The organism is Yersinia enterocolitica subsp. enterocolitica, assembly GCF_901472495.1.
GTDB lineage: Bacteria > Pseudomonadota > Gammaproteobacteria > Enterobacterales > Enterobacteriaceae > Yersinia > Yersinia enterocolitica.
Genome location: NZ_LR590469.1, coordinates 3,925,614 through 3,943,934, shown reverse-complemented (window position 1 = coordinate 3,943,934; position 18,321 = coordinate 3,925,614). Strand labels below are relative to the sequence as shown.

The following is an 18,321-nucleotide window of genomic DNA, read 5'->3' as shown; positions in this document are numbered from 1 at the left end:
AGCCATGAAAACACCAAGATTAAAAAAACTGGCGCTGGTTTGTGCCCTCGGATTTGCCTGTATCACTTTTAGCGCTATAAATGCCGTGCAAGCGGCGGAACGCATTGCATTTATCCCCAAATTGGTCGGGGTTGGCTTCTTCACCAGTGGCGGCAAAGGTGCCGTCGATGCCGGTAAAGAGCTGGGTGTGGATGTCACCTATGATGGCCCAACCGAGCCAAGTGTTTCCGGCCAGGTGCAGTTAATCAATAACTTCGTCAATCAAGGCTATAACGCCATTGTAGTCTCTGCGGTTTCGCCTGATGGCCTGTGCCCGGCACTGAAACGTGCGATGCAGCGAGGGGTCAAAATCCTGACGTGGGACTCTGACACCAAACCCGAATGCCGCTCGGTGTATATCAACCAGGGAACCCCGAATCAATTGGGATCAATGCTGGTCGATATGGCAGCAAATCAGGTGAAAAAAGACAAAGCCAAAGTGGCGTTCTTCTATTCCAGCCCGACGGTGACCGACCAGAACCAATGGGTGAATGAAGCGAAGAAAAAAATCCAGCAAGAGCACCCCGGCTGGGAAATTGTCACCACTCAATTTGGCTATAACGACGCCACTAAATCACTGCAAACCGCTGAAGGTATCCTGAAAGCTTATAGCGATCTTGATGCGATTATTGCCCCAGATGCCAACGCCCTGCCCGCTGCGGCACAGGCAGCGGAAAACCTCAAACGCGACAATGTGGCTATCGTCGGTTTCAGCACCCCGAATGTGATGCGCCCCTATGTTGAGCGCGGCACGGTCAAAGAGTTCGGCCTGTGGGATGTGGTTAATCAAGGCAAGATCTCAGTCTATGTCGCCAATGAAATGCTGAAAAAAGGCGACCTGAATGTCGGCGATAAAATTGATATCCCGAACATAGGCGTGGTCGAAGTCGCACCAAACAGTGTTCAGGGCTATGACCATGAAGCTAAAGGCAGCGGCATTGTGTTACTGCCACAGCGGGTTATCTTCACCAAAGAAAACATCGATAAATACGATTTCTAATCTCGGCGGCCCGTCTCACTGGCGGGCTGGTACAGACCTAAGGGAGTTATGACAGATGGCTGATTTAGACGATATCAAAGACGGTAAAGATTTCGGTATTGGCGTACCACAGCAGAATCCTGCATTTACACTTAAAGGCTGCGGTTCGCTGGATTGGGGGATGCAATCGCGTCTGGCGCGGATTTTTAATCCGAAAACCAACCGCACGGTGATGCTGGCATTTGACCACGGCTATTTTCAGGGGCCGACCACCGGTTTGGAGCGAATTGATATCAATATCGCCCCGCTGTTTGAATATGCCGATGTCTTAATGTGTACCCGTGGTATTTTGCGTAGCATCGTGCCCGCCGCAGCCAATCGCCCGGTGGTACTGCGCGCCTCTGGGGCAAACTCAATTCTGACTGATTTATCCAACGAGGCGGTGGCGGTCGCGATGGAAGATGCCCTGCGGCTCAACTCCTGCGCCGTCGCGGCCCAAGTCTATATCGGTACCGAACACGAGCATCAATCCATTAAGAATATCATCCAGTTGGTCGATCAGGGTATTCGCTACGGTATGCCAACTATGGCGGTGACTGGCGTAGGTAAAGATATGGCGCGCGACCAGCGTTACTTCTCACTGGCGACCCGTATCGCGGCGGAAATGGGCGCTCAAGTGATCAAAACCTATTATGTCGACAGTGGTTTTGAACGTATTGCTGCCGGTTGCCCGGTACCTATCGTGATTGCTGGCGGTAAAAAACTCCCTGAAAGGGATGCGCTGGAAATGTGTTATCAAGCAATTGATCAAGGCGCATCCGGGGTGGATATGGGGCGCAATATCTTCCAATCAGAAGCCCCGATTGCCATGTTGAAAGCGGTTCATGCCGTGGTGCATAAAAATGAGAATGCAGAAACGGCGTATAAGCTGTTTTTACATGAAAAAGGCTAAGTCACCTGACCGTTGACTGACCCGCTATGACAAGGAGACCTTCTGTGATAAGGAGAACGGTATGCATGTCACCCTCGTCGAAATTAATGTAAAAGAAGACAAAGTTGAGCAATTTGTTGAGGTTTTCCGCGCTAATCATCAGGGATCACTCCTGGAACCGGGGAATTTACGCTTTGATGTTTTGCAGGATGAATCGATCCCAACACGCTTTTATATCTATGAAGCCTATGTTGATGAAGCCGCAGTCGCGGCGCATAAGAAAACACCTCATTATCTCCGATGTGTTGAAGAGCTTGAGGGTTTGATGACCGGCCCGCGCAAGAAAACGACCTTTATTGGTCTGATGCCTTAACCGATATGGGCAGTTGTTCCCCCTCGCTGCCCTTTCTTTTCCCCCGCTGAATATGACACCCAATTTGCGCTATGATTTTTTAATCATCCTGGCGGATATTCTGCATGAAAAATATCTTAATGCTGTTGAGTACCCTGCTCTTCAATTGTCCGGCAACCGATGCCGCTGTGCTACCTACTGATAGTGGAAGTTTTAATTTTACTGTGCCGCAATCTACTAAAAAAATTGAAGTTTTCAGTTATCAGCCGCCGGAGGCGAATGCCCGTACGCCAATCGTATTTGTGCTGACGGGATTGAACTGCGATGCCGATAAATACCGTGATGACTGGGTAGAAAGCGCCCCGATAGCGGTCAGCCAGCAACAATTAGCCCACTATTTTGCCTTACCAGTGCTTATCGCCGTTGGCGGCAAAGATCATAATCCTCATCCCCCATTGCTGCGACGTTCTCCTCAAGCCCTTGCTCAGGGAAATAGTCGTTTACAGCGCGCTAGAGCCTATTTTATGGCTGCGGAACAACAAGCCAGGCACAATAAAAGGCCGTTTGACTGGCAATTTACGATTTTGTCGGATGTGGGGCACAGTGGCAGCAAAATGTCAGCTTATGCCGCACAGCAATTTGGCTGGTTCGAGCAACAAGGTAAATTTAAAGTTCAAGATGATTGAGGGGGTTGATATCAGATAGCGCCTATCATAAAAATGAATGCATTAAGTTATTCTTAGCGCCGAAGATAATGATTCCGGTATGACGCCCCAGTGCCGTGATACCCACCGTAAAACAGGAGTTTCTATGAATACAACTCATCGCCTGATGCTGGCTTGCGCTTTCTCCAGCACATTGCTGGCCGGTACTGCTAGTGCAAATAGCTTATTAGACTCAGTAAAAAGCGCAGCAGATCAATACAGTAAATCAGGTGACAGTTCATCTTCACTGTCATCATTGACCGGTTTACTCAATGGCGGCGATCAAGCCCTGAGCGCCAGCACCATGACTAATGCGGCCGGTATTTTGCAGTATTGTGTTCAAAACAATGTGCTCTCTGCCAATGGAACCACGGCGATTAAAGATCAATTAATGAGCAAGCTGGGGATCACCAGCACTGAAAATGCCAAGAGCCAAGACTACCAGGAAGGCCTTGGTGGATTGCTGAAAACCGGTGAAGGGAAAAGCCTGAATCTGAACGACCTAGGTAGCGAACAAATTACAGAAAAGATTAAAACCAAAGCCTGTGATTTAGTGCTGAAACAAGGCCAGTCATTCTTGTTGAAATAATAGCAATGAAAAATGGTTAAGCGCAGCTTAGGGCTGCGCTGAGGTTAATGACAAAGTGCCCGCAGCGGTGAAAACAGGCAGATCGTAAAGACGCCGTAAAATCGTCCCTGATGGCTCGACCCGCGCCGTCCTTGGCGCGGACGCTTTACTCTTCTACCTGTCCTCACCTTGCAAGATCGAGTCGTTGGGGTTTGTCAGCCGTCTGAGCGCAGCTTAGGGCTGCGCTCTTTATTGCACAGATATAATAGCCAGCAGGGATAATTAAGATTTAATTTTTTGCTGAAGATTAGGATGGGTATTTTTACCTGTTGATGCGAGAGCGTTCATCATTCTGTGTCACGTTAAAAAATCACTACAACGTCATCACGTTATCCAAGCGACCTTCAAAATAAATCGCCAGCTGGGACAATGTCAAATTCCAGCTCTGGATCGGCATTGTCCATTTTTCCTGCGCGTTCATTAACCCCAGATAAAGAAGTTTCAACAGGCTGTTTTCATTAGGGAATGCACCTTTGGTCTTCGTCAGCTTTCTGCACTGCTGGTGGACGGATTCTATGGCATTTGTCGTGTAAATCACTTTATGGATCGTCGCCGGATACCGGAAGTAATGTGACAGGTTTTCCCATTTTCGCCGCCATGACTGGAGCACAACCGGCTATTGCTGGCCCAATTTATCCTCCAGCTCATCCAGCGCCGTTTCTGCCGCTTCTTTTGATACCGCCCGAGACACCGGCTTCAGATCCGCCATAAACGCTTTATGATGCTTTGAGGCAACGTATTTTATCGAGTAGCGCCCGTTTTCGCGGATTTTATAATGGATAGCATCCAGCCAGACGAAGGGGTATACCGCCTCCAGCGGACGCTGTTGCCATTGTTTTAACTCAGGAATAACCTTACCGGTGACTGCGCTGATCGTGGCGCTGGATACACTGAAAGCGTATAAATCCTCGATTTCCTGGCTGATATCTTTGTAGCTCATACCCAGTGCGAACATGCAGATGATCTTGCGCTCTATCTCATCAGAAAGCGTGGTCTGATGCTTCTTCACAAGTTGAGGCTCAAAATATCCTGCGCCAGATACGAGTCAAGTTCAGCGGCCAACGCCGCTTCAGTTAACTATTTGATTAATGGCGTTAAGATGCCATCTTTGCCGGTTAATGCCTGACCGGACTGAAGTGCTTTCAGGGCTTTGTCGAAATCGAAGAGTTGGGACATGTGTCATTCCTTTTTGTCAGTATTTTACTGGAATGACACAGAATTTCTAACACTCCCAAAAAACAATTGAAAACTCATCACCAAATTGACCCTACCACCTATATCTGGCGCATATTTGGGGGGCACAAATTTTCCGAACCGAGCTGACCCCTATTTTGCCCCCTTGAGGATTTTGTGTCTTTTAAGCATTGGGATTTTTGAGGCCAACAAAAGGAGCTGACGTGTTATATTTTACCTGGCTCGTTACCACCCTGTGGCTCAATAAGTACCACACCAAGTTGATCAGCCTCTTGTTCTATCACGTCCATCACCGTTTCTGACTCAAGCACCCTTTCAGATTCAATATCAACCCCAAATTGCTCTGACCTTACCCTGTCGCCAAAAAGCATTAAAGCAGTGTCACCATGCTGTTTAGAAGACCATTGCATGCCCTGTGCTGCAGGATAAGCCTGATGTATTGCTACAGAGTATTCACGGGTGAACACATATTGATCCGCCGATGAATCCAAAATATCGGCCCTTTTCACGCCCATTTTTCGTAATGTCTTTGGATTGAGATCAACAAGATGCAGATCTTCACTGGGTTTCACTGCGGAATGTACCAATCCCTCTAACTTGCCTAAATCATATGGCGCACCGGCAGAATCGGGGGGGAGGTCATGAAAGATAGTTTCCATTACCGCAACACCGGTACTCACTCCACCGTATAGAGTGGATACACCATTATCCATCGGACTAAATCGTGCATTTCCTTTGCCTGGATTGAACTGAGTAGCGGTAAACTCCGCCGAATGTATCCGGTAGATAAGCTTCCCAGCAATCCAGGTGGTGAAGTTCACTTGTAAATCGGCCTTGGGTACAGGTACTTTTCTGACAACATTATCCTTGTCGTCTGAATCAGCCATGAGCCCCTCCCTCTGCTTCAGCCTGTGCTGCTAGCAAAACTTGCTTTGGCATAGTTGCCAGCACATCTTTTGGCTTTTTCCCACCTAACCAACTGTTTTCAGAGCCAAACCAGATAGCCAATCCCCAAGGGGTTTTCTTTTCACCTAACAGGGATATCACTTGTTTAACCACTGGGATAGGGCGGAACCCTTCATCTAATGCGTATTCAGGGTATTTGTCTTTTCCATTAAGCTGAAGTGCAAAAATCCGGCCAGCAGACTTCCAGCGGTTCGGCCCTGCGCTGGGATTGGTATTTTTGAAACTCGCTTTTTCTGACAATTCACGCGCTGTTAGCCATACAGAATCTGCAAGTATCCTGGCATTAAGCTGCTCACGGCGCTGAGCGTTACGCGCTGCGCGGGCCTGCTTACCTGCCCCATCAACAGCCTCGTTAACCGACTTAACCACCGGTGGGAGGCTTGCCGCTTTACTCTTTTTCGCTACCGGGGCAAGTTCAGGCATAGAGGCCAGCACTGCGTTCATTGCCGCACTCATCGCCACCTCTATTGTTTTATTAAAGTCTGATCGACGGCCTTTAATATTTCCCAAATCAATGACCAAATACTCAGAATCAGCATGCGTATTGAAGTTATGCAGCTCGTTCCCACTCAGGGTCTTAATTTCATAAGGAAATTCTTTACGCCGCACGGTGTTCACTCTACTCGGCATCACTCACCTCGTCGCGCAAATGGATATATCGGTTATATCCATTATATACTGCATGAGTGATTTGTCACCTGACTTGATTGGAATGTAAACCCTTGGGATGAATAGGCCGCTTATTTATCACATAAACCACTATTCCTATGCCTCACAGCTCTTATGGCATTCTGCGGTTCGCCCCTAGAAACTCACTATTTATCAGGATCCTTGGCGAATGTTGCAGATGTCATCGACATATAAAGTCCCTTTCTCGAATATCTTGTCATTTCTTTGCGCCATATCGTTTGTGATCGCATCACTTACAGGTATTATTTTGCGATACACATTCTAAAAATTGATTCTGCGACAGTGCATGCTGCATTGTCGGTAGTAGACCTTTTCTGAGGATTTTCATGAACAACACCGAACAGCTTTTCTTAAATGAGCTGGATAACAAATTTTGGAAGGCCGCAGACAAACTGCGCTCCAATATGGATGCCGCTAACTATAAGCATGTGGTGCTGGGATTAATTTTCCTAAAGTATGTTTCCGATGCGTTTGAAGCACGCCAGCAGGAATTGATCACCTTGTTCCGTGATGTCGGCAATCCTGACAATATCTACGCCATAGCCATACACCGCTAATAATCAGTATCACCCCGCTCAGTTGCATAATCAGTGAACCATTATGTTATGTTAACTGGTCAATAATAACCCAGGCCAGCATCTGACCACTAATGACTAACAGTGCACTTTGTGTTGATCCTATTCGATCTAACTATCTGTTACCCAAGTATTCTATCTATGCTATCTACCCGCAACGCCTGCATATCCCTGCGAAGATGCGCGCTTTTCTGGACTACCTATTGGTGCAATTTGGCGCAAACTCGACATATAGTCAGTATTATGAGAATTAATTGGAGAGTGAATGATGAATACAAAGTTCGCAATAGGATGCGCCATACTATTGAACGCTTTAATTTTTAAAGCTGACGCCAACACCTTTCCCAGTGACAAACAAGTGGCAGACATGTGCTATCTCGAAGTTTGGAAACTATCAGCTTACCCTGACTACACCACATTGAAGCCACAGACCAGGGTCAAGTTCGAGAAAGCTATCAATATGAAAGAAATGCACTTTCGGCTTCAGGTGAACAGCCCATACAACGTGCCAATCGATGATGACGTGCGCTGCCGGGTTGATCAAAATGGTAAAGTTTGGATTGGATAAAGGGTGATATTTTAATCGGTGTTTATTTGCCGCTTAAGAAAATATTCTGACGGTGATAGGCAATCTGCCCCTCATCAGGAAAAAACTGTACCGGTAACCGCAGTTTTCGCCCTTCATACTTAACGAAATTCTCTTCACTGATACTGCTTTTAAGTTTTTTGATCTGGGGAGATAACACCATTTCCAGATGTTCATTAAAGGTTATTAATCCCTGATCAAAAGCTCGGTCATGTAAATTCGACAAGCATAGGCCATTACTTGGATTAAGCCGGTGCTCTGCACCATGACTCCAAGGGCGAATATGGCTGGCAACTAATAATATGGGTTCTTCTAAGCCGGTAATACAGCAACGATTCTCATAAACATGCAATACGTTTTTACGAAATAGCTGCTGGCCCACCCGCGCCTTAATAATAGTAGTCCTTTCTTTACCACTGAAATCTTTCATACCACTATCAAAGAGCTTGGTAGCCGGCTTTTCTAACTCACTCATCGCCTGCTGACATTGCTGTTCAAAAGCTTCAGCATTCTCATTCATTTCCAGCCATAAGGCACGATCTGCATTTGACGAGCCACTAAGACCTTTGCGACCGGAGTCAATAATAAAGGGATCCAGACTGGCGAAATTAACTAATTTCATTGCCAGCGCCGACGGCGTTCGGCCAATTAATGCGGCGTAATGAATAATATCAGGATTCCTGGAGTGTAATTTGCCAAAGGGAATTTGACTATACAAGGTAAAGGCAACTAACAGTTGATCGCGTGTCCAGTGATTTGCTGCTGCCATGCATCGCCATCCAGAATGAGTGAGTCGCCTTATTGATTAGGTTAACTATGCCAGGTATGCGGGAAAAAGTGTATAAATGAAGCATGATAAATGGGGATTGATAACACTCCCCCAGGGGGAGTATTTATAATATTAATAAAGTTATTAAATCGCTTTTTCCGATCCTACTAGTTTTTGATTACGATTGACGGCTACTTTGAACAGCCAATATATCAAACTAGCAGCAAGCAATGAATTGATGGTAGGGATGCCCCACTCAGTCACCACTCCAACAATACTACCGACAATACTGGAAATAATCGCAAGCCAACCAATAACTGGGGTTTGGGTTTCATCAGGCAGTTTTCCTTCCAGCCGACTCATATCAAGAATTTTACGATGGGAGCGCAATACATAATAGTCCGTCAACATGATGCCGATAATCGGTGGAAGCACGACTCCCAGCACAGTCAGGAAATCAACAAATCTATCGAGAATACCCAGCACGGAAAGCGTGGTTCCCAGCCCACCAATAACCAACGTAGTTGAGAGATATTTCAGTTTCTTACCGGTGAGCCCTTCGACTGCATTAACAATACCCAGTGATGAACAGTACAGGTTGAGGTCATTGACCTTCAAGGTAGAGAACACGACTACCAACAGGCCGGTGATCCCCACAGCTTGAGACATAATGCTAACAACATCTGCCGTACCCAGTGTCTTAGCAATCAGAATAGCCAAGCCGTTGACCGTACATTTCCCAACGATAATGCCAATAAATATCACACCCAGCACATGCTTATCATTTTTGGAATAACGCGTCAGGTCAGGGGTAACTAAGCTCGCCATGATGGCTCCTCCCATCACGATAGTGATACCCTCACCGGTCGACAGCGTATCACCTACTGCTGTCAACTGATTGATATCAGGCACATTATTCCCAGTTAAAATTTTAAAGGAGATATAAGCCACCAGTAAAATAAATATCGGCACAGACACTCTCGCGGCTATGCGCAGTGCCTTGAAACCAAAGGCGACCAATATCGTCAGCAGGCCGCCGGATAAAATTGCAGCCAGGTTAAAGCCCAGTTTATGGCCTAAAGCAAAATCCAGCGATTTAGCGAAAATAGCATTCTGTATACCAAACCAGCCGAGTAGACTGACTGCGACGACTAGCCCAACCAGCGCGGCTCCCAAGCGCCCAAAACCACACCAACGCGCCAACAGACTGCCGGAAATCCCTTCACGCATGCCTGCAATCCCGAGGCCATAGGTCACCACACAAAATATTAGGCTGGCGACGAAAAGCGCGGTGAAAGCATCGGTTAACGTCATGGAATTACCCAGTACAGCACCAAGCATAAATTGATCCAGCGAAGTCAGTGCCCCCATATAAACGATAGCAACACTGAAAAATGACACTTTTTTATCCTGCGGTACTCGGCTTAACGGATAGTCTTCTGTTTTGATCATGATGAAATGTCCCTTTGTTATTCAGATAAATTAAATCCCTTTAACCACTAATAGAATAATCGTATAACGATTAACGCTCACAACGTAAATATCTGCCAAGGCATTTGGCTTATTAATAATTGAATATTATATTCCACACTAACAGATCAAATTATATTTTATAACGTATTAATTCTTATTTCATATAGCCATATTGTTAATGTGCGGATTTTGTTTATATATTTAAACTATAGTACTGTCATATTATTTATTTTAAATGTATATAGTATAGAATCCCCTACGGAGTTAATGATTAGAATTGTAGTTAGATTAGTACCATCCAACTCTCTCTATCCTAATATCACCTTTATTGATCTGTTACAAGGAGGGGCGCTTTCTGTTTTGTATTAGGTTAAATCCATGAGTGGTTGAAGTGATTTATCCAATTATAAATATGTTCTTGCGTTAATTGGCTATTATCCGCATCCGAATTATCTAGTATAAATATAACCCCATTCATTAATTTTACGCGCTAAAGAGTAATATAACGAAACATGCGCTATTGAAGGCGATTTTTTCAGGCAAATTTGCAACTCAGCGAAGGTTAGATATATCTTTTGTCGGAAAAATATCCTCACTGCGGCTTTGGCTATGAAAATAGAGGAATGACAAATTGCACTAAATAAGATAGTACGGGCATCACCAGGTTTATGTCGGATAATTATTTTCAAAGCGCTAATGTAAAGACTAGAATAACGCTCATCTATACTGCGTTCAGCAATTTCTATTATATTTTGATAATGATGTTCATCCAAACCCAAAAGCGCTCTTTTTCTTTTCGAGACCCTGCTACCAGGGGTATTGTAAGCATCAAGATAGATAGCTTTGGGATCAATATCTTGTTCCATAAGTAATCTTCCCAATCTTTGGCAAACCAGTGCATTTCTATCAAACAGCACTATTGAAAGCTGAGAGCATGATATTATTAATTGATTATCAATAAACCCCCCCCCACACTTCGGGGGAGTGTTTATATTGTTCGCAAAAATATTAAACCGTTTCTTCCGATTCAATTGACTGTTGATTACGACTAACAACCACTTTGAACGCCCAATAGATAAAGCTCGCAACGACCAGTGAGTTGATCGTCGGGATCCCCCACTCGGTTACCAGCCCAACAATACTGCCGATAATACTGGCTATAATCGCCACCCAGCCAATGACAGGTGTTTGCTTTTCATTAGGTAACGTCCCTTCCTGCCGAGTTTTATCTAAAATTTTACGATGGGAACGCAGCACATAATAATCCACCAGCATGATGCCAATAATCGGTGGGAATACCACGCCAAGTACAGTCAGGAAATCAACAAACCGGTCGAGAATTCCCAATACTGACAGTGTGGTACCCAACACACCAATGACCAATGTGGTTGATATATATTTGAGTTTTTTACCCGTTAGCCCCTCGACCGCATTAACAATACCGAGTGAAGAAGAGTACAAATTAAGGTCATTGACCCTTAAGGTGGAGAACACTACGACCAGCAAACCCGCGCCCCCCGCGGCTTGAGACATTATCGTCACGACATCCGCCGTCCCAAGGGTTTTAGCAATCAATATAGCCAACCCATTGACCACAAACTCGCCTGCAACGATAGTGAAAATCGTCACACCAAGGACATGTTTGCCATTTTTAGAGTAGCGCGTTAGATCAGGTGTCATCAGGCTGGCCACAATAGCGCCGCCAACTACGATAGTAATACCCGCGCTGATAGACAGAGACTCGCCCGGTGGAATCAACTGGATAATTTCATTCAGATTATGGCCAGATAATGTACTAATAGAAATATAGGCCACCAGTAATATAAACATCGGTACCGCAATTCGAGCCGCAATACGTAATGCTTTAAAACCAAAGGCAACCAAGATAGTTAGCAGGCTGCCCGATAAAGCCGCAGCTAATCCAAATCCCAATTTATGGCCCAGAGCAAAATCAAGTGATTTGGCAAAAATAGCATTTTGGATACCAAACCAACCCAACAAACTGACCGCCACTACAATCCCAATCAATACAGATCCCAAGCGGCCAAAACCACACCAGCGGGCCAGCAAACTGCCAGAAATCCCTTCACGCATCCCTGCCAGCCCAAGGCCGTATGTCACCACACCAAATATTATGCTACCGATAAGAATCGCGGTAAACGCATCAGCCAGTGTCATGGAATTACCGAGTACGGCACCGAGCATAAATTGATCCAGTGCGGTCAACATGCCCATATGAACAATAGCAACACTTAAAAAAGAAACTCTCTTATCCTGTGGCACCCGGCTTAATGGATAATCTTCAATTTTGATCACGATGAGCTGTACCTTGTTGTTCAGATAGCTTGTTGTTCAGATAAACTGGATTCCTTTTGCCACCAGGCGATCCGGAATGTAATTATCCAAATGCGCAAATTTGCAAAACTCCTCAAACTGTTGCAGCGTGTGGACATCAGATTTTTGATAAATTGTATATATTCTATTTTCTATCGTTTTAGTGCTGATATTATATATCTTCGCAATTTCTTTAACGGAAAGTCTTTGCAGCATTAAAAATATAACGTCAAGTTCAGCACGAGTGAACATACTGTTATTAATTTCAGTTGTCAGAATACTGGGTTTTTGTTGGTTGATATATTTTAATGGGGATAATGTATTAAATGGTTTAGCATTCCACATCACACCAATAACTTCTTTTCTGTCGTTATAAACAGGCAGTTTCTCGCTAATATACGGAGTCAGTGTATTTTTCCCATACCAATAATGGGTTTCTATCACCGTCACCCGATCCTGCGTTTCTTCTGTCCGCTTGTCATGCTCTATCAGGTCGGGCGCAAATTCAGTCCAATTTCCGGGAAATTCATGGTCCATCTTCCCCTCAACCTCAAAACTCAAGGGTGTATTGGTGTAGAGAAAGGCAGCCTTATTCATATAGATATGGCGGGAATTCAGATCTTTAATGCCCCATGGCTCACTTAAGTGCTCCATCATGGCAATAAGGCCCTTGAAATAAGTTTCATTATTTTTATCGGGCAAATCCATGGCGACCTCGCCGATGAAGAATGGGTTAAATTTCTTTTGCCAAATAGTGTCGCGTATGCTTTTTAGCATACCCACCTAAATTGCCATATACACGATAGCCTAATTTTTCATAAAAGCCTTTGGCCTGAAAATCGAAAGTATCGACATAAGCCATGTGACATCCACGCTTCAAGGCTTCTTCTTCCGCTTTTTCCATTAACTGGCGGCCATAGCCACTTTTACGATAGTCGTCACTCACCCAAAGATATTGGATTTCAAGCCCGCCCCACCAAGTTCTGGCAACTAACCCTGCAACAATTTTCCCATCATCATCGGTCACAGTTAAGAACAGCGGATGAATGTCTACCTTTTGAGTTTTGTCATTGTGAGCCCATAGGCCATCAATAACATACTCTTCGTCCTGTGGGTTTGGTTTGTCTGTCACGTTTATCTTCATTTTCGGAACATGCCTTCCTATTTTAATAATTTAAATTACAACTAAATTAATCGATCACAACTGCTTGTAATATCATTTTCCTTAAAGTGTTACAAGAGTGGTTTTCACCCGTTCCCGCCATCCGGTTAAGTGTTTATAGTTATTGTGACGGAGCTAAAAAATACTAATACCATTTGAAATGGTATTAGTGTTCTTCCAGCTCTGGCTGCAAATGCTGATATCGCCTCACCAGGGCCTCATCGGGGAAATCTATCCATAATTTACGGCTCCACCCGCAGAGCAAGAGTCACTTGCCATAGGGGGAGCCGCTCATCTCTCTTCCAATCCATTAAATTTGCTACTTAATATTCAACTGCCGTGTTAGTTCTCCACCATCAAACGAGCAAGCTTAGCAAAAATCGAACTCTTACTGCTTTCGCCACTCCTGAGCATATCCAGGGTGAAGCTATTGAGGTAAGCGCCAGTTAACGGATGGTTAAATACATCTACGGCTTTACCCCGGGCATCCCATATCAGCAGATTTTCTACGAGGTTAGGCCGTGCAATAGTAGGATTTGTAGGCTGAGCATCGCTTACCAGTACAAACACTCCATTCTCATGCGGTTGCAGGTAAATATGGTGATGCTTCATCTTTTGCGCTTTGGTCAGCGAGTCGTATTTCGAACGGCCTGGTGATATCAGATAGGGCAATACATTTTGATCCGGTTTTGCTGAGCGGGTGATTGGCCTCTCGCCGCTCAATCTGTATATCGATAATGATGGCGAAGAAGTTAACTCATTGGTGCTATGTGATAAAGGGCGTGCAGTCAGCGATGAAGGCTCACCCTACGAGGCCGAACTGGCAGGTATTCAGCGCCTGACGGCCAATCATATCGCGCTGTGGCAATCTATCGGCTCCCGTACTGCCAGTGGCGAAGCCTGTACAAAATCGCTGGTGAGAGATGATATGCGCGGTATGGGTTTTGATGTTGCGAAGAAATTTACCCGCTGGCTCGACAAGCTGGAAATTGATGGGTTGATTCATATTGACGGGGAGAATATCTGCCCCAATTCATTAAGCAATACAGCAAGAAATTAACTGGGGGATAAAGTGGGAACCAAGTGGGGGAAGGATTATCGAAAAGACTTACTGAAAAATATGTTTCCAAGAGCAATTCAAATGCTACATAGATAATTATCTACTTGTTTATTTAATCGATATTAATGGGTTACCCATAGCCGTTATAACGCTACATAAAAGCATCTCAATAAGTCCCCTATTGGATTCGCTTCTTGGCAATATCATAAGCTTATTCATCTTCCAGTTTACCAACAGCAACGATCCAAATCACAATCTCCTCATCGATAACTTGGTAAATCAACCGAAAGCCAGATGCGCGTAATTTTATTTTGAAACAGCCAGCCAGATCACCGTGCAAACGTGCTGACTCAATATAGGGATTTTCCTGTAATTTTCTTAGTTTCTTTTTAAATTGCTCTCGGATAGCTTTATCTAGTTTGTGCCATTCTTTTAATGCCCGTTCGTCAAAGTCGATATTAAAGGTCATCAATATTTACCCTGATACGCTTGGCAGGATTTTTCAAACGTTCACGGACAACAGCCAAGATATCAGCATCCTCATCTTGATTACTGACCATGACGGATACTTCTGAAAATGGCAGCTTTTCGTTCTCTGCAACATAACGTAGGAACAGACGTAGTGCATCAGAAGGCGAAAGATTCAGTTTTTCAAACGCCTGATATGCACTTTTCTTCAGTTCATCATCCACACGAATTTGGATAGTACTCATTTTAAAAATCTCCTGTAATGACATTTGTAATGCAGTATAGCGCATTACAAATGTAGTGCAATAGATGAGGCTACACCCAATATTGTTCATACTTATTACTCGGGCGATATCCGTGTGTTAAACATAATAGTGAACACCACACCTGTAACGCCTTTATAAACATTAATATATTATCATTCCAGAGAATCCTCTCCGCTGAAATGATACGGCACCACATACCCATCGCGGCACCCATCCAAATAATCCACCCACCATTGCACCATCAGCCTTCTTTCATCCATATGTTCGGCTTTGTGGATATAGGCCGCACGAACATTAGTGGGAGTCAGTTAAGTGGTGGAAATGTGGGGGAAGGATTTTGGCTTGGTGCTGGTTTTATCAAAGGTACATAACGATGTTTTGGCTCTTGGCTTTACCTTGACCAGCCAACTAATGGTTAATAACAGTGTGAGCCGAACAAATTAGTTACCCACAGTTTATAAGAACCCAAGGTATTATAATAACTCGGTAAAATTCCGCTACTCAATACATTCCACAAGAACAATTATAATAAACTGATAATTTAACCAGAAGTTAAATGCATGTAAGTTTTTTAATATAATAGTCCTAACAGTGAAATCATCACTGTAATAAATATCTTGCAAGATAATATACCTTAGAAAAAATTAGCTAAACCGCTATTTATATTTTTTAGCAGTAGGATAAAATAATTCTACAACTCAGTATGGCGAGTTATGACTCAACTCATTAACGGTTGGGGCGAAAGGGCTAGTCTAGAGCTAGCTATATAGATTTTAAGAATGAAATTTAGTAACCCTGTAATTTTTATATACGTTTTCCCACCTTTATTTTCATCAACTTAAACATTACAGCCTCTGCTGCTCACGATTTATTTTTGACTAATTACTTTTTGTGGATACAATAAATATATGGACATAGTATTTGATCCAGTTAAAGACGCTAGTAATAAAAGAAAACATAAGGTCTTTCTGTCAGATGCCAAAGATTTAGACTGGGATACAATGGTCGTAGAAGAAGATATTGATATCGTCTATGGAGAAGAAAGATATTTCGGGCTGTCATATGGTCTAACGTATCTTGGTGATAAAATTTATGCTGTTGTTTTCACAGAGATAAATGATGATGTTTGTCGTATTATCAGCCTGCGAAGAGCCACTAACCATGAGGTGCAAAGATATGCCAACTCTTAAGCCTGGTACTATTCTTCCAACCCCAGAGGAAGACAAGGAGATCAGAAAAGCCGTTGCTACCGATCCTGACGCGAAGCTACTTGAAGATCCAAACATCAAGCTAGTTTCTTTTAGTGAGCTGAAGAAAAAGAAAAAAATGGGACGCCCAACAAAGGCAGATCCTAAAATCGATATACATATACGCATGCGCTCTGATGTCGTTGAAAAATTCAAAGCTTCTGGCCCAAAGTGGCAAACCAGAATGAATGAAGCGCTTGCGGACTGGCTAAAGCATCACTCACCAGAAGACATAAAACTCTAGTGGTTACCTGTCGCAGCATCTATAAGATGCTGCGTTGTACTTTTCCCATTCAATTTTATAAGCCCCCCATATTCACAAATAAGGGTGAATTATGCACGCCAAGCTTATAAAACTTGATAAACCTTAATAGATGCTCATTCCGGAGAGCCCTTTCCGCTGAAATGATAAGGCACCACATACCCTTCGCGGCACCTATCCAAATAATCCGCCCACCATTGCACCATCAGCCTTCTTTCATCCATATGTTCGGCTTTGTGGATATAGGCCGCACGAACATTGTTACGTTCCTGATGGCTTATCTGCCGTTCTACCGCATCACGCGACCACATACCTGATTCAACCAAAGCACTACAGGCCATTGTTCTGAATCCATGACCGCAAATTTCTGTTTTGGTATCGTATCCCATACGGCGTAATGCATTATTAATGGTATTTTCACTCATAGGACGGTTGGGATGGTGGTCACCTGGAAATACCAGATTATCATCTTGGATCAATACCTTAATTTGCTCAAGAATGGCAATAGCTTGCCCGGATAATGGCACCAGATGAGAGGTTTTCATTTTCGAGCCTCGGTGCGAATACCTGACCTTATTGATAACTTCCCTCTCTGCCGGTAGTGTCCATAAGGCTCTTTCCAAATCGATTTCATCCCATCTGGCAAACCGCAGTTCACTTGAACGAATAAATACCAGCAGACAAAGCCTTACCGCCATGCGAGTCAATGGCCTGCCACAGTAGTAATCCATACGCAGTAAAAGCTCAGGGAGACGGTCTAGCGGGAGCGCCGCACGGTGAGTTGCCTTACGGGTAACCAAAGCACCTGCGAGGTCTTGTGCCGGGTTGTATTCGATTAAACCATTCTGTACCGCGTAGCGCATCACGCAGGTAATTCGTTGTTGCAACCGTGCGGCCACATCTAATTTTCCCGTCTGCTCCACCACTCTTAAGGGAGCAAGTAGATCACGGATTTTTAGCTCATCGATATTTCGCTTACCAATAGCAGGAAATAAATACATCTCGAAGTAGCGCAGAACGCGCTCGGAATGCTGTGCAGACCATTTCTTGTTGCTGGCATGCCAGTCGCGGGCAACCAATTCAAAGGTATGCGTATTTTGTATAATGTCTTTTTCTTGTTCACGTTTATTTGCCGGGCTGATCCCTTGCGCGATCAGCGCTTTCGCTTTATCACGCTCAACTCGAGCCTGCCCTAAGCTGACAGCAGGATAACCACCAAAAGCAATACGGCTTTCCTTTCCATCAATGCGGAATTTAAGGTACCAGAGCTTAGTACCACGGGGTTGTATCTGTAGGTAGAGTTCTTGAGAATCAGTGAGTTTATAAGCTTTATCGCGAGGTTTGGCATTTCAAATTGCGGCATCAGTCAGCGCCATTGGGGGTCACATCCTTATAGAACCCAGAAGGCGCTCACTATGCTATTGGAGTGTTATGGCTGTCAACGGATGATGAGGACAGCGTTTAAACTGGTTTTTTTACAAATTATTATATAAATCAATGATATTACAGAAAGCGATAGTACCGAATTATCTCTGCACCAAGGACACCCCAAAAATGTCCTTTGTAAAGAGATAACTCCCCGATGCTACAGCCAACCCTGCTAATATCTTCACAAAGGCTTATACCGTCTGTATCT

General features: G+C 44.3%; 19 protein-coding genes and 5 pseudogenes. 10 read left to right on the top strand and 14 right to left on the bottom strand.

Annotated features, from left to right (window positions below):
- Positions 1–4 precede the first annotated feature (4 nt).
- The 5 genes from lsrB (at position 5) to FGL26_RS18700 (ending at position 3,594) form a co-directional block, all read left to right on the top strand.
- Positions 5–1,039 (top strand): autoinducer 2 ABC transporter substrate-binding protein LsrB, encoded by a 1,035-nt coding sequence (gene lsrB, locus FGL26_RS18720; RefSeq protein ID WP_005175219.1) that lies wholly within the window; start codon positions 5–7, stop codon positions 1,037–1,039.
- A gap of 55 nt (positions 1,040–1,094) precedes the next feature.
- Positions 1,095–1,970, top strand: coding sequence for a 3-hydroxy-5-phosphonooxypentane-2,4-dione thiolase (gene lsrF, locus FGL26_RS18715; protein WP_005175220.1), 876 nt, complete (start codon positions 1,095–1,097; stop codon positions 1,968–1,970).
- Positions 1,971–2,031: 61 nt separating this feature from the next.
- A complete protein-coding gene (gene lsrG / locus FGL26_RS18710) occupies positions 2,032–2,322 on the top strand; it encodes a (4S)-4-hydroxy-5-phosphonooxypentane-2,3-dione isomerase (RefSeq protein WP_005175221.1) in 291 nt (96 codons plus the stop codon).
- 104 nt (positions 2,323–2,426) lie between these two features.
- Positions 2,427–2,987 (top strand): hypothetical protein, encoded by a 561-nt coding sequence (locus FGL26_RS21560; RefSeq protein ID WP_005175222.1) that lies wholly within the window; start codon positions 2,427–2,429, stop codon positions 2,985–2,987.
- A 124-nt stretch (positions 2,988–3,111) separates the two neighbouring features.
- A complete protein-coding gene (locus tag FGL26_RS18700) occupies positions 3,112–3,594 on the top strand; it encodes a YjjA family protein (protein WP_005175227.1) in 483 nt (160 codons plus the stop codon).
- A gap of 352 nt (positions 3,595–3,946) precedes the next feature.
- Here FGL26_RS18700 and FGL26_RS18695 read toward each other — a convergent pair.
- The 3 genes and pseudogenes from FGL26_RS18695 to FGL26_RS18685 form a co-directional block, all read right to left on the bottom strand.
- Positions 3,947–4,809: pseudogene (locus FGL26_RS18695) on the bottom strand (transposase).
- A 224-nt stretch (positions 4,810–5,033) separates the two neighbouring features.
- Complete coding sequence (locus tag FGL26_RS18690; protein ID WP_005175234.1) at positions 5,034–5,714, bottom strand: RES family NAD+ phosphorylase; 681 nt, start codon at positions 5,712–5,714, stop codon at positions 5,034–5,036.
- Complete coding sequence (locus FGL26_RS18685; protein ID WP_005175235.1) at positions 5,707–6,423, bottom strand: hypothetical protein; 717 nt, start codon at positions 6,421–6,423, stop codon at positions 5,707–5,709. Before FGL26_RS18685 ends, FGL26_RS18690 begins: the two co-directional genes overlap by 8 nt.
- A gap of 386 nt (positions 6,424–6,809) precedes the next feature.
- Between FGL26_RS18685 and FGL26_RS18680 the strand changes: the two are divergent.
- Together FGL26_RS18680 and FGL26_RS18670 are read left to right on the top strand one after the other, a co-directional pair.
- Positions 6,810–7,028, top strand: a pseudogene (locus FGL26_RS18680) (type I restriction-modification system subunit M N-terminal domain-containing protein); the annotation flags it as partial.
- Positions 7,029–7,323: 295 nt separating this feature from the next.
- Positions 7,324–7,626, top strand: a complete 303-nt coding sequence (locus FGL26_RS18670) for a hypothetical protein (protein ID WP_005175243.1) — start codon at positions 7,324–7,326, stop codon at positions 7,624–7,626.
- 22 nt (positions 7,627–7,648) lie between these two features.
- On the opposite strand, the gene FGL26_RS18665 is transcribed toward FGL26_RS18670, so the two are convergent.
- From FGL26_RS18665 to FGL26_RS18635, 7 genes are all read right to left on the bottom strand, one after another.
- Entirely contained in the window at positions 7,649–8,413 is a 765-nt protein-coding gene (locus FGL26_RS18665) for an HNH endonuclease (RefSeq protein WP_005175245.1), read from the bottom strand.
- A 144-nt stretch (positions 8,414–8,557) separates the two neighbouring features.
- Positions 8,558–9,865, bottom strand: coding sequence for a cytosine permease (locus tag FGL26_RS18660; RefSeq protein ID WP_005175247.1), 1,308 nt, complete (start codon positions 9,863–9,865; stop codon positions 8,558–8,560).
- Between the two features lie 470 nt (positions 9,866–10,335).
- On the bottom strand, positions 10,336–10,752 hold the full coding sequence (locus tag FGL26_RS18655) for a hypothetical protein (RefSeq protein ID WP_050137180.1): 417 nt from the start codon (positions 10,750–10,752) through the stop codon (positions 10,336–10,338).
- A 142-nt stretch (positions 10,753–10,894) separates the two neighbouring features.
- Entirely contained in the window at positions 10,895–12,202 is a 1,308-nt protein-coding gene (locus FGL26_RS18650) for a cytosine permease (RefSeq protein ID WP_005175249.1), read from the bottom strand.
- A 36-nt stretch (positions 12,203–12,238) separates the two neighbouring features.
- Positions 12,239–12,928 carry a helix-turn-helix transcriptional regulator gene (locus FGL26_RS18645; RefSeq protein WP_005175259.1) on the bottom strand — a complete coding sequence of 230 codons (690 nt, stop codon included), beginning with the start codon at positions 12,926–12,928 and terminating at the stop codon, positions 12,239–12,241.
- Between the two features lie 25 nt (positions 12,929–12,953).
- Positions 12,954–13,364, bottom strand: a complete 411-nt coding sequence (locus FGL26_RS18640; protein ID WP_005159173.1) for a GNAT family N-acetyltransferase — start codon at positions 13,362–13,364, stop codon at positions 12,954–12,956.
- A 360-nt stretch (positions 13,365–13,724) separates the two neighbouring features.
- Positions 13,725–14,054, bottom strand: coding sequence for a hypothetical protein (locus tag FGL26_RS18635; RefSeq protein WP_011815480.1), 330 nt, complete (start codon positions 14,052–14,054; stop codon positions 13,725–13,727).
- A 25-nt stretch (positions 14,055–14,079) separates the two neighbouring features.
- On the opposite strand from FGL26_RS18635, the pseudogene FGL26_RS18630 reads away from it, so the two are divergent.
- Positions 14,080–14,442 (top strand): annotated as a pseudogene (locus FGL26_RS18630) (helicase RepA family protein); the annotation flags it as partial.
- Between the two features lie 211 nt (positions 14,443–14,653).
- Here FGL26_RS18630 and FGL26_RS18625 read toward each other — a convergent pair.
- The 3 genes and pseudogenes from FGL26_RS18625 to FGL26_RS21720 form a co-directional block, all read right to left on the bottom strand.
- Complete coding sequence (locus FGL26_RS18625) at positions 14,654–14,911, bottom strand: type II toxin-antitoxin system RelE family toxin (protein ID WP_005175262.1); 258 nt, start codon at positions 14,909–14,911, stop codon at positions 14,654–14,656.
- A complete protein-coding gene (locus FGL26_RS18620; protein ID WP_005175264.1) occupies positions 14,901–15,155 on the bottom strand; it encodes a type II toxin-antitoxin system RelB/DinJ family antitoxin in 255 nt (84 codons plus the stop codon). Before FGL26_RS18620 ends, FGL26_RS18625 begins: the two co-directional genes overlap by 11 nt.
- Before the next feature lie 173 nt (positions 15,156–15,328).
- A pseudogene (locus tag FGL26_RS21720) lies at positions 15,329–15,469 on the bottom strand (tyrosine-type recombinase/integrase); the annotation flags it as partial.
- Positions 15,470–16,084: 615 nt separating this feature from the next.
- On the opposite strand from FGL26_RS21720, the gene FGL26_RS18610 reads away from it, so the two are divergent.
- Together FGL26_RS18610 and FGL26_RS18605 are read left to right on the top strand one after the other, a co-directional pair.
- Positions 16,085–16,366: a BrnT family toxin gene (locus tag FGL26_RS18610; protein ID WP_005175267.1), complete on the top strand. Its 282-nt coding sequence runs from the start codon at positions 16,085–16,087 to the stop codon at positions 16,364–16,366.
- A complete protein-coding gene (locus FGL26_RS18605; protein ID WP_005175269.1) occupies positions 16,353–16,667 on the top strand; it encodes a BrnA antitoxin family protein in 315 nt (104 codons plus the stop codon). Before FGL26_RS18610 ends, FGL26_RS18605 begins: the two co-directional genes overlap by 14 nt.
- Before the next feature lie 134 nt (positions 16,668–16,801).
- On the opposite strand, the pseudogene FGL26_RS18600 reads toward FGL26_RS18605, so the two are convergent.
- A pseudogene (locus FGL26_RS18600) lies at positions 16,802–18,061 on the bottom strand (tyrosine-type recombinase/integrase).
- Between the last annotated feature and the right edge of the window lie 260 nt (positions 18,062–18,321).

Coding starts and splice junctions, on each gene's coding strand:
- lsrB (WP_005175219.1), top strand. CDS start 5: ATGAAAACACCAAGATTAAAAAAACTGGCGCTGGTTTGTGCCCTCGGA.
- lsrF (WP_005175220.1), top strand. CDS start 1,095: ATGGCTGATTTAGACGATATCAAAGACGGTAAAGATTTCGGTATTGGC.
- lsrG (WP_005175221.1), top strand. CDS start 2,032: ATGCATGTCACCCTCGTCGAAATTAATGTAAAAGAAGACAAAGTTGAG.
- FGL26_RS21560 (WP_005175222.1), top strand. CDS start 2,427: ATGAAAAATATCTTAATGCTGTTGAGTACCCTGCTCTTCAATTGTCCG.
- FGL26_RS18700 (WP_005175227.1), top strand. CDS start 3,112: ATGAATACAACTCATCGCCTGATGCTGGCTTGCGCTTTCTCCAGCACA.
- FGL26_RS18690 (WP_005175234.1), bottom strand. CDS start 5,714: ATGGCTGATTCAGACGACAAGGATAATGTTGTCAGAAAAGTACCTGTA.
- FGL26_RS18685 (WP_005175235.1), bottom strand. CDS start 6,423: ATGCCGAGTAGAGTGAACACCGTGCGGCGTAAAGAATTTCCTTATGAA.
- FGL26_RS18670 (WP_005175243.1), top strand. CDS start 7,324: ATGATGAATACAAAGTTCGCAATAGGATGCGCCATACTATTGAACGCT.
- FGL26_RS18665 (WP_005175245.1), bottom strand. CDS start 8,413: ATGGCAGCAGCAAATCACTGGACACGCGATCAACTGTTAGTTGCCTTT.
- FGL26_RS18660 (WP_005175247.1), bottom strand. CDS start 9,865: ATGATCAAAACAGAAGACTATCCGTTAAGCCGAGTACCGCAGGATAAA.
- FGL26_RS18655 (WP_050137180.1), bottom strand. CDS start 10,752: ATGGAACAAGATATTGATCCCAAAGCTATCTATCTTGATGCTTACAAT.
- FGL26_RS18645 (WP_005175259.1), bottom strand. CDS start 12,928: ATGGATTTGCCCGATAAAAATAATGAAACTTATTTCAAGGGCCTTATT.
- FGL26_RS18640 (WP_005159173.1), bottom strand. CDS start 13,364: ATGAAGATAAACGTGACAGACAAACCAAACCCACAGGACGAAGAGTAT.
- FGL26_RS18625 (WP_005175262.1), bottom strand. CDS start 14,911: ATGACCTTTAATATCGACTTTGACGAACGGGCATTAAAAGAATGGCAC.
- FGL26_RS18620 (WP_005175264.1), bottom strand. CDS start 15,155: ATGAGTACTATCCAAATTCGTGTGGATGATGAACTGAAGAAAAGTGCA.
- FGL26_RS18610 (WP_005175267.1), top strand. CDS start 16,085: ATGGACATAGTATTTGATCCAGTTAAAGACGCTAGTAATAAAAGAAAA.
- FGL26_RS18605 (WP_005175269.1), top strand. CDS start 16,353: ATGCCAACTCTTAAGCCTGGTACTATTCTTCCAACCCCAGAGGAAGAC.